A 6,202-nucleotide genomic window follows, 5' to 3' on the forward strand; every position below is an offset into this window, starting at 1 on the left:
ATCGTGATGGACGAGACGCGCGACATGGTGGAAAGCCTGCTGCGCCTGTCCTACTTCTACATGCACGAATCCTGCGGCCAGTGCACGCCCTGCCGCGAGGGCACGGGCTGGATGTGGCGCGTGATCGACCGCATCCACAACGGGCACGGCAAGCCGAGCGACCTCGACCTGCTCAATTCCGTGGCCGACAACATCCAGGGCCGCACGATCTGCGCGCTGGGCGACGCCGCCGCGATGCCGGTGCGCGCCATGCTCAAGCACTTCCGCCACGAGTTCGAGGCGAAGATCGCGCGCTCCGACGTGCCCGTGCACGACCAGCCGCGGGACCCGGTGCCCGCCGGGGCGCGTGCCTGAGGGAAAGCACAACATGATCGAGAAGGCCCTCACCCCGGCCCTCTCCCAGGGGGAGAGGGTGAGAAACGAGCGCGGAGCGCTAAATGATTGAAATCGAACTCGACGGACAGAAGGTGGAGGTGGCCGAAGGCAGCATGGTGATGCATGCCGCCGAGAAGGCCGGCACCTACATCCCGCACTTCTGCTACCACAAGAAGCTCTCCATCGCCGCCAACTGCCGCATGTGCCTGGTGGAAGTGGAGAAGGCGCCCAAGCCGATGCCGGCCTGCGCCACGCCCGTCACCAACGGCATGGTCGTCCGCACCAAGAGCGACAAGGCCGTGAAGGCGCAGCAGTCGGTGATGGAGTTCCTGCTGATCAACCACCCGCTGGACTGCCCGATCTGCGACCAGGGCGGCGAGTGCCAGCTGCAGGACCTGGCCGTCGGTTACGGCCCCGGCGCCTCGCGCTACGAGGAAGAAAAGCGCGTCGTGCTGCACAAGGACGTCGGCCCGCTGATCTCCATGGAGGAGATGAGCCGCTGCATCCACTGCACCCGCTGCGTGCGCTTCGGCCAGGAGATCGCCGGCGTGATGGAGCTGGGCATGGTCAACCGCGGCGAGCACAGCGAGATCACCACGGTGCTGGGCGACACGGTCGACTCCGAAGTCTCCGGCAACATGATCGACCTGTGCCCGGTCGGCGCCCTCACCAGCAAGCCGTTCCGCTACTCGGCCCGGCCCTGGGAGCTCTCGCGCCGCAGGAGCGTGAGCCCGCACGACTCCACCGGCGCGAACCTGATCGTGCAGGTGAAGAACAACAAGGTCATGCGCGTGCTGCCGTTCGAGAACAACGACGTCAACGAGTGCTGGCTGGCCGACCGCGACCGCTTCTCCTACGAAGCGCTCAACACGCCCGAACGCCTGACGTCGCCCATGATCAAGCATGGCGGCGAGTGGAAGACGGTCGACTGGCAGACCGCCCTCGAATACGTGGTGCGCGGCGTCGGCGAGATCAGGCGCGACCACGGCGGCAAGGCCGTCGGCGCGCTGGTGTCGCCGCACAGCACGGTCGAAGAACTGTTCCTGGCCCAGAAGCTCGTGCGCGCCCTGGGCAGCGAGAACATCGATTACCGCCTGCGCAACGCCGAATTCGCCAGCAGCGAGGGCGTGCGCTGGCTGGGCACCTCGATCGCGTCGCTCTCCACGCTGCAGCGCGTGCTGGTGGTCGGCTCCAACCTGCGCAAGGACCATCCGCTGTTCGCGCTGCGGGTGCGCGCTGCCACCCGCACCGGCGCCCAGGTCTCCGTCGTGCACGACCGCGACAACGACTGGGCGATGACCGTCGCTTCCAAGGCGATCGTGCCGGCCGGCCAGTGGGTGCAGGCGCTGGCCGACATCGCCACGGCGATCGGCAACGAGAAGGGCAGCATGGCGCCGCTGCAAGGCAACGCCACCGACACCGCCAAGGCGATCGCCGCCTCGCTGCTGTCCGGCGAGCGCAAGGCCATCCTGCTGGGCAACGCCGCGGCCCACCACCCGGCAGCCTCTTCCCTGCTGGCGCTGGCCAACTGGATCGCCGAAGCGACTGGCGCCACCGTGGGCTACCTCACCGAAGCCGCCAACACCGTCGGCGCGCAACTCGTGAAGGCGCAGCCGGGCGAGGGCGGTCTGAACGCGAAGCAGATGCTGGAAGGCGGCTGCAAGGCGCTGTTCCTGCTGAACACCGAGCCGGCCTTCGACTCCGCGGTCGGCGCCGGCAAGCTGGGCGCGCAGGGCAGCATGGTCGTCACGCTGTCGCCCTTCAAGGCCAACCTGGAGATCAGCGACGTGCTGCTGCCCGTCGCGCCGTGGACCGAGACGCCCGGCACCTTCGTCAACGCCGAAGGCCGCGTCCAGAGCTTCCACGCCGTGGTCAAGCCGCTCGCCGAGACGCGGCCGGCCTGGAAGGTGCTGCGCGTGCTGGCCAACATGCTGGGCCTGCAGGGCTTCGAGCACGAGTCGGCGCAGGAAGTGCTGGTCGAAGCGCGCGGCGAGGCCGACAAGGACCAGCCCTTCGTGCAGGGCAGCCTGCTGTCCAACAAGACGGGCAAGGCGGCCTGGCTGGGCGACACGGACGCGAAACCGGTCGCGGCTTCCATCTACCAGCTCGATTCCATCGTGCGCCGCGCCCCGGCGCTGCAGCTGACGGCCGATGCGCAGGCCGCCCGGCGCGAAGGAGTGTCCGCATGATCGACACGATTTACGGCTTCGGCAACGGCCTGATCGCCGCCCCCTGGTGGACCGGCGCCGGCTGGCCGGTGATCTGGACCCTGATCAAGATCATCGTGGTGGTCGCCCCGCTGATGGGCGCGGTGGCCTACCTGACGCTCTGGGAGCGCAAGGCCATCGGCTTCACGCAGATCCGCCCGGGCCCGAACCGCATCGGCCCGCTGGGCCTGCTCACGCCGATCGCCGACGCGCTCAAGCTGCTGACCAAGGAGATCATCCTCCCGACGGTGGCCAACAAGGGCCTGTTCTACCTGGGCCCGATCATGACGATCATGCCGGCCCTCGCGGCCTGGGCGGTGATCCCGTTCGGCCCCGAGGTCGCGGTGGCGAACATCAACGCCGGCCTGCTGTTCCTCATGGGCATCACCTCGCTCGAGGTGTACGGCGTGATCATCGCGGGCTGGGCCTCCAACTCGAAGTACGCCTTCCTCGGCGCGCTGCGCGCCTCCGCGCAGATGGTCTCGTACGAGATCGCGATGGGCTTCTGCTTCGTGGTGGTGCTGATGGTCACCGGCAGCCTGAACATGACGGACATCGTCCTGCAGCAGGACCACGGCTACTTCGCCTCGCGCGGCGTCAACTTCCTGTCCTGGAACTGGCTGGCGCTGCTGCCGATCTTCTTCGTCTACTTCATCTCCGGCCTGGCCGAGACCAACCGCCACCCCTTCGACGTGGTGGAAGGCGAATCGGAGATCGTGGCCGGCCACATGATCGAGTACTCGGGCATGTCCTTCGCCATGTTCTTCCTGGCGGAGTACGCCAACATGTGGCTCGTCTCCGTGCTGGCAGTGGTGATGTTCCTGGGCGGCTGGCTGCCCCCGATCGACGCGCCGCTGCTGAACTGGATCCCGGGCTGGATCTGGCTGGGCATCAAGTCCTTCATCATGGTCACGATGTTCCTGTGGATCCGCTCCACCTTCCCGCGCTACCGCTACGACCAGATCATGCGCCTGGGCTGGAAGATCTTCATCCCCGTCACGCTGGTCTGGCTGATCGTGATCGGCGCGTGGATGCAGACCCCCTACAACACCTTCGCCTTTGCAAAGTAAGACCGCCATGGCCACCGATACCCTGGCTCCGCGCGAGTCCGCCTTCTCCCTCGGCGACTTCCTGCGCAGCTTCATGCTGCTGGAACTCTTCAAGGGCCTGAAGGTGACGGGCAAGTACTTCTTCGCCCGCAAGATCACCGTGCAGTTCCCCGAGGAGAAGACGCCGCTCAGCCCGCGCTTCCGCGGCCTGCACGCGCTGCGCCGCTACGAGAACGGCGAGGAACGCTGCATCGCCTGCAAGCTGTGCGAGGCCGTGTGCCCCGCGCTGGCGATCACCATCGAGAGCGAGCAGCGCGCCGACGGCACCCGCCGCACCAAGCGCTACGACATCGACCTGACCAAGTGCATCTTCTGCGGCTTCTGCGAGGAGAGCTGCCCGGTCGACTCGATCGTCGAGACGCACATCCTGGAATACCACGGCGAGAAGCGCGGCGACCTGTACTTCACCAAGGACATGCTGCTGGCCGTGGGCGACCGCTACGAGGCCGAGATCGCGGCCAACAAGGCGGCCGACGCGAAATACCGTTGAGCGTTGAGCGTTCCACGTTCAGCCACACAACCATGACTTCCACGCCCAACGCCCAACGCTCAACGCCGAACCATCATGGACGTTAGAACCGGCCTCTTCTACCTCTTCTCGGTCGTGATGCTGTTCGCGGCCTTCCGGGTCATCACCGCGCGCAGCCCCGTCTACGCGGCGCTGTTCCTGGTGCTCACCTTCTCCCAGGCCGCCGGCGTATGGCTGCTGCTGCGGGCGGAGTTCCTCGCCATCTCGCTCGTGCTGGTGTACGTCGGCGCGGTGATGGTGCTGTTCCTGTTCGTCGTGATGATGCTGGACGTCAACGTCGACGAATTGCGGACGGGCTTCTGGAAGCACTTTCCGGTGGCAGCCACCATCGGCGCGCTGATCGCGCTGGAGATGGCCGCCGTGCTGATGGGCGGCTTCCGTCCCACCGAGGAGCCGCGCGCCCTGCCGGGTGCGGCTGCCGCGGCGCAGGCCGGCGTGCAGTTCTCCAACACCAAGGAGCTGGGGCGGCTGCTCTACACCGAGTACCTGTTCCCGCTGGAAGTGGCGGCCGTGCTGCTGCTGGTGGCCATCGTCACCGCCATCGCGCTGACGCTGCGCCACCGCAAGGACACCAAGGCGATCGACCCGGCGCTGGCCGTGCGCGTGAAGGCCAGCGAGCGCCTGCAGATCGTCAAGCTGCCGCCGGCGCGCCCGGCGCAACCCGAAGCGGCACCCGAAGGGAGCAAGGCATGACCATCACCCTGGGACACTACCTGACGCTGGGCGCGATCCTGTTCGCGCTGTCGGTGGTCGGCATCTTCCTGAACCGCCGCAACCTGATCGTGCTGCTGATGGCGATCGAGCTGATGCTGCTCGCCGTCAACATGAACTTCGTGGCGTTCTCGCACTATCTGGGCGACATGCACGGCCAGGTCTTCGTGTTCTTCATCCTGACGGTGGCGGCCGCCGAATCGGCGATCGGCCTGGCCATCCTGGTGCTGCTGTTCCGGAACAAGTCGAACCTGAACGTCGAAGAACTGAACGCGCTGAAAGGCTGAACCGTGTCGGCCGGCTTCGGCCCGGCATAGGAAAGAAACGATGAGTACCACTCTCAACGCTGCGACCCTGCTCGCCGTCCCGCTCGCTCCGCTCGCCGGCGCGGCCGCTGCCGGCATCTTCGGCACCACGCTGGGCGGCAACCTGATCGGGCGCCGGCTCTCGCACACGCTCACCATCCTGGGCGTGTTCATCGCCTTCGTGCTCTCCGCCATGACGCTCAAGAGCGTGGTGGTCGACGGCGCGCGCTTCAACCAGACCATCTACGAGTGGATGGTGATCGGCGGCCTGAAGATGGAAGTCGGCTTCCTGGTCGACGGCCTCACCGCGATGATGATGTGCGTGGTGACCTTCGTGTCGCTGATGGTGCACATCTACACCATCGGCTACATGGAAGAGGACGCGGGCTACAACCGCTTCTTCGGCTACATCTCGCTGTTCACGTTCTCCATGCTCATGCTGGTCATGAGCAACAACTTCCTGCAGCTGTTCTTCGGCTGGGAAGCGGTGGGCCTCGTCTCCTACCTGCTGATCGGCTTCTGGTACACCAAGCCGACCGCGATCTTCGCCAACCTCAAGGCCTTCCTGGTCAACCGGGTCGGCGACTTCGGCTTCATCCTGGGCATCGGCCTGATCGTCGCCAACCTGGGCACCCTGAGCTACGGCGAGACCTTCGCCAACGCGCAGAAGCTGGTGGCCCCCTTCGGCTACGGCACCGAGTGGATGCTGATCACGGTGACCTGCATCTGCCTGTTCATCGGCGCGATGGGCAAGAGCGCTCAGTTCCCGCTGCACGTCTGGCTGCCCGACTCGATGGAAGGCCCCACCCCGATCTCCGCGCTGATCCACGCCGCCACCATGGTGACGGCCGGCATCTTCATGGTGGCGCGCATGTCGCCCCTGTTCGAGCTGTCGGACACGGCGCTGTCGGTGGTGATGGTGATCGGCGCCATCACGGCCCTGTTCATGGGCTTCCTGGGCATCAT

Annotated in this window: 7 protein-coding genes; all 7 read left to right on the forward strand. The window is 66.5% G+C overall.

The window, feature by feature from the left end; all coding sequences use genetic code 11:
- The coding region (locus VFM98_RS00110; protein ID WP_325107847.1) for an NADH-ubiquinone oxidoreductase-F iron-sulfur binding region domain-containing protein at positions 1-354 on the forward strand (354 nt) is incomplete at its 5' end.
- 83 nt (positions 355-437) lie between these two features.
- A complete protein-coding gene (nuoG, locus tag VFM98_RS00115) occupies positions 438-2,564 on the forward strand; it encodes an NADH-quinone oxidoreductase subunit NuoG (protein ID WP_325107848.1) in 2,127 nt (708 codons plus the stop codon).
- Positions 2,561-3,652, forward strand: coding sequence for an NADH-quinone oxidoreductase subunit NuoH (nuoH, locus tag VFM98_RS00120; RefSeq protein WP_325107849.1), 1,092 nt, complete (start codon positions 2,561-2,563; stop codon positions 3,650-3,652). The genes nuoG and nuoH overlap by 4 nt, the downstream gene beginning before the upstream one ends.
- A gap of 7 nt (positions 3,653-3,659) precedes the next feature.
- Entirely contained in the window at positions 3,660-4,181 is a 522-nt protein-coding gene (gene nuoI, locus VFM98_RS00125; RefSeq protein WP_325107850.1) for an NADH-quinone oxidoreductase subunit NuoI, read from the forward strand.
- A gap of 75 nt (positions 4,182-4,256) precedes the next feature.
- Positions 4,257-4,913, forward strand: a complete 657-nt coding sequence (locus VFM98_RS00130) for an NADH-quinone oxidoreductase subunit J (RefSeq protein ID WP_325107851.1) — start codon at positions 4,257-4,259, stop codon at positions 4,911-4,913.
- Positions 4,910-5,218: an NADH-quinone oxidoreductase subunit NuoK gene (nuoK, locus tag VFM98_RS00135; RefSeq protein ID WP_325107853.1), complete on the forward strand. Its 309-nt coding sequence runs from the start codon at positions 4,910-4,912 to the stop codon at positions 5,216-5,218. The genes VFM98_RS00130 and nuoK overlap by 4 nt, the downstream gene beginning before the upstream one ends.
- 40 nt (positions 5,219-5,258) lie before the next feature.
- A partial coding sequence (locus VFM98_RS00140; RefSeq protein WP_325107854.1) for an NADH-quinone oxidoreductase subunit L occupies positions 5,259-6,202 on the forward strand: 944 nt, incomplete at its 3' end.

It is taken from the genome of Ramlibacter sp., assembly GCF_035706265.1.
Lineage (GTDB): Bacteria > Pseudomonadota > Gammaproteobacteria > Burkholderiales > Burkholderiaceae_C > Ramlibacter.

Bases quoted from the DNA above. Each gene is read 5' to 3' on its own strand.
- nuoK (WP_325107853.1), top strand. From the start codon at position 4,910: ATGACCATCACCCTGGGACACTACCTGACGCTGGGCGCGATCCTGTTC.
- nuoH (WP_325107849.1), top strand. From the start codon at position 2,561: ATGATCGACACGATTTACGGCTTCGGCAACGGCCTGATCGCCGCCCCC.
- VFM98_RS00130 (WP_325107851.1), top strand. From the start codon at position 4,257: ATGGACGTTAGAACCGGCCTCTTCTACCTCTTCTCGGTCGTGATGCTG.
- nuoG (WP_325107848.1), top strand. From the start codon at position 438: ATGATTGAAATCGAACTCGACGGACAGAAGGTGGAGGTGGCCGAAGGC.
- nuoI (WP_325107850.1), top strand. From the start codon at position 3,660: ATGGCCACCGATACCCTGGCTCCGCGCGAGTCCGCCTTCTCCCTCGGC.